Raw genomic sequence first — 2,894 nt, 5'->3', positions numbered from 1 at the left:
ACCTCGGTGTGTCCATTCCGACGCTGTACCGCTGGGTGCCAGCCTCAGCCCAGGCTTAGCGTACGATTTTTTCCGTTTTCTGAGACGACCCCAAGGACATGTTGGTCTGGTTGGAACCGGCGGCGGTCGAAGCGTTGGAGCAGTTGAAGGCCGCGTCCCCGGGGGCGTCCGTGGCGAACTTAGCTTCCCGGGCCGTCATCCTGGCCGCCGGCATGGAGTCGCCCGTGGGCGCCGGGCCTGTTGCTGGTGGTCCCGATCCTGAAGTGGTCGGCATCAAGGCCCAGCTCGCCGTCATCGAGGCGCGGATGGCAAGTGTCGAAGGCTCAGTCGAAAAGCTAGCGCAGGCTAGCCAGTCTAGCTTAAGCGATTACGACACTTTGGAACGCATCGCCATGCTCGCGGATAGGATTGACCTGTTGGAAGCGAAGCCTGCGACTGAGCCCAAAATGCCGAAGTCTCGGAAGTCGCGCGGAAAGTTCGACGAGCCTTTCCTGTTGGCCGCGATAGCCGACCGCATCGAGCGTGATGGCGAAGACTTTGTTGTAGCGGAACTTCACCGAGACCTGGTGGAACAGGGGGTTGAACTTCATTCCCAGGCGTCAAACTTCTGGTCCTTCTACGACAAGCACCGCGCTGACGTGGCCGCCATCCTGGACCAGCGCCGGGCGGATCGGGGCGAGGGCTGACGCCGTGCTTATCATCCGCGACACCAGGGAACAGGCCGGCTACGCCTTCGACAGCCCCAGGTACGAGGGCGTGACCGTGGAGGACGGAAGCCTGGCCACGGGCGATTATTCGGTGAGGGGGCTGGAAAGCATGGTGGCCTGCGAGCGCAAAAGCCTTGCTGACCTGACCATGTGCCTGGGGCAGGAGCGCCAGCGGTTCGTCAGGGAGCTGGAGCGCGCCCGGGGCATGGATGCCTTCCTGGTGGTGGTCGAAGCCCCATGGTCCGACTTGGCCGGTGGGAAGTATCGGTCCCGCTTGAACCCGCATAGCGCCTGTCAAAGCGTCATCAGCTTCATGGCTCACTTGCGCGTGCCCTTCCTGTTCGTCGGCAGCCGGGCGGCCGGGGAATATGCCGTTTGGTCCTTCCTGCACCAGTACCTTGATGGAGCCCGGAAGCGATTCCAGGCCATCGTCAAAGCCCATGGGCAGGCGGCATGATGGGCAAAACTGCACCCCATAAAAACGGTCGCCCGATGACCACGTGAAAAACCGCATGGTGCCTATGTTTCGGGGCGATTCAGGGGAAGCAAAACCCAACTTTTCGCTTTTGATTTGGAAAATATTTCGGAGGTGCTGACGTGGGTAGAGGACGAACGGGCTGGCGGCCGGTCGGGGAGCACATGCTGCGCCTGGACGTGCGGCAGCTCCATCGCCGGGATTGCCTACGGCCAGGGCTGGCTTTTTCGTGGAGCTGGTCCTGGGGCGACGAGCCCGCCGGGAGCATCAGCATTTTCACCAGCGTCGATTCCATCCGCTTGTCCTATTCGACCAGGGCCGGCGAGCTGGTTGACGAGCTTGTGGACCTGGACCGGACCCCCTGCAACTACGGCGGGACGCGGACCTGGTTCCTGTGCCCGAGGTGCGGCCGGCGCGTCGGCGTTCTGTTTGGCGGTCGGCGCTTCTGGTGCCGGCATTGCCACGGCATCGCCTACGCGGTCGAAAACGAGGACAAACTGTCCCGGGCGTTGCGGCGGTCGAACAAGCTGCGGGAACGGGTCCAGGCAAAGGCCGGCACGGCGTACCCGGTCACGTTCAAGCCGAAGCACATGCACCAACGGACATTCGACCGCATCAGGTGGCAGATTCAGGAAATAGAACTTGGTTTCTGGCTGGCGATGGGGGAGCGATTCAACCTCACGCCTGATTTTTAGGAGTGAACAGCATGACGAAAAAGCCTGTTGTCCCCGGCTTTGAAGGAAAGCGCCGAACCGCGCTTGAGTCTATCAGGCGCTTTTGCTTGGCCTGCATGGGTGGCAGTGCCCCGCTTGTGGCGGAGTGCGCGTCTACGACCTGCACCTTCCATGGTTACCGCATGGGCGTCATCGAGCAGGGGGCCGACCGCCGGCTGGTTCGCGTCATCGCCGGGTACTGCCGCGAGGAGTGCCAGCCCGGGGAGGAGCCGGCCACCTGCACCGCCGGCAAGGTGTTCATGGACCTGGAGCCGTGCGGGCTGTGGCCATTCAGGACGGGGCGCAATCCGTACATCAGCGCCGAGCAGCGGGAAAAGCTGCGCCGCCATGCCCAGGAGCAGTACCAGCTTGCTGGTGGAGGAGCCCGTTTCCGTCCCAGGACAATCGAAACACCTGCGCCCTGACGTTTGGGTCACCTGCCCATGCCGGCCTGAAAAAACAGGCTGAAAAGAGGCGCGCGGGATCAGTCCGAAGTCGCTGGTCACCAGTGCCGTCACCACCATCCCCTCGCGCGTGCGCGCGTACCGTCCCCCCTAACTTCACGATGTTAAGTCAGGCCGGGGGGCACGTTCGCGTGAGGGAATTTGTGCGTACCTGGGTGCGTACTTTTGGGGCTTGTTCGGTTCGTTGTTCGGGGTCCAGCCTCACGCGCGCGCCCGCGCGTACATGTCCCAAAATTCTCTCCCGAGGTACTACTGGCCAGGCGGTTCCATCACGTCGTCGGGGGGCATGGGGGTGGGGGTTATCCGGTTCCCATGGTCAGGATGAAGCAGGGGGAGGGGGGCGCATCAGGCCGTGGTTACCACGTAGTTACCAGCAAATCCTTCGCGCGCGCGTGAGAAACGCTGACGGGGCTTGTGCGGTACAGGTTTGGTCGCAAATCCTTCGCGCGCGCGTGAGAAAACACCGCGCACTTCAGGTTTCACCTCGCGCCTTCGTTCAGAAGCCGGCAAGGCCCCCTCGAAAAGTGGCAGGGGG

Annotated in this window: 5 protein-coding genes; 4 read left to right on the top strand and 1 reads right to left on the bottom strand. The window is 62.9% G+C overall.

Annotated elements, in window-relative coordinates:
* The first annotated feature begins 98 nt into the window (after nucleotides 1–98).
* From Q368_RS0122670 to Q368_RS23610, 4 genes are all read left to right on the top strand, one after another.
* Complete coding sequence (locus Q368_RS0122670; RefSeq protein ID WP_029461291.1) at nucleotides 99–686, top strand: hypothetical protein; 588 nt, start codon at nucleotides 99–101, stop codon at nucleotides 684–686.
* A gap of 4 nt (nucleotides 687–690) precedes the next feature.
* Nucleotides 691–1,164 carry an ERCC4 domain-containing protein gene (locus Q368_RS0122665; RefSeq protein ID WP_029461290.1) on the top strand — a complete coding sequence of 158 codons (474 nt, stop codon included), beginning with the start codon at nucleotides 691–693 and terminating at the stop codon, nucleotides 1,162–1,164.
* Between the two features lie 182 nt (nucleotides 1,165–1,346).
* Nucleotides 1,347–1,877 (top strand): hypothetical protein, encoded by a 531-nt coding sequence (locus Q368_RS0122660; RefSeq protein ID WP_052360365.1) that lies wholly within the window; start codon nucleotides 1,347–1,349, stop codon nucleotides 1,875–1,877.
* Nucleotides 1,878–1,963: 86 nt separating this feature from the next.
* Nucleotides 1,964–2,320: a hypothetical protein gene (locus Q368_RS23610; RefSeq protein WP_156955902.1), complete on the top strand. Its 357-nt coding sequence runs from the start codon at nucleotides 1,964–1,966 to the stop codon at nucleotides 2,318–2,320.
* Nucleotides 2,321–2,704: 384 nt separating this feature from the next.
* Here Q368_RS23610 and Q368_RS26835 read toward each other — a convergent pair.
* The coding region (locus Q368_RS26835; protein WP_211249810.1) for a hypothetical protein at nucleotides 2,705–2,894 on the bottom strand (190 nt) is incomplete at its 5' end.

It is taken from the genome of Solidesulfovibrio alcoholivorans DSM 5433 (genome assembly GCF_000702665.1).
Taxonomy (GTDB): Bacteria; Desulfobacterota; Desulfovibrionia; order Desulfovibrionales; family Desulfovibrionaceae; genus Solidesulfovibrio; species Solidesulfovibrio alcoholivorans.
The sequence above is the reverse complement of the archived record's forward strand: the minus strand, read 5'-3'. Positions and strand labels throughout refer to the sequence as shown.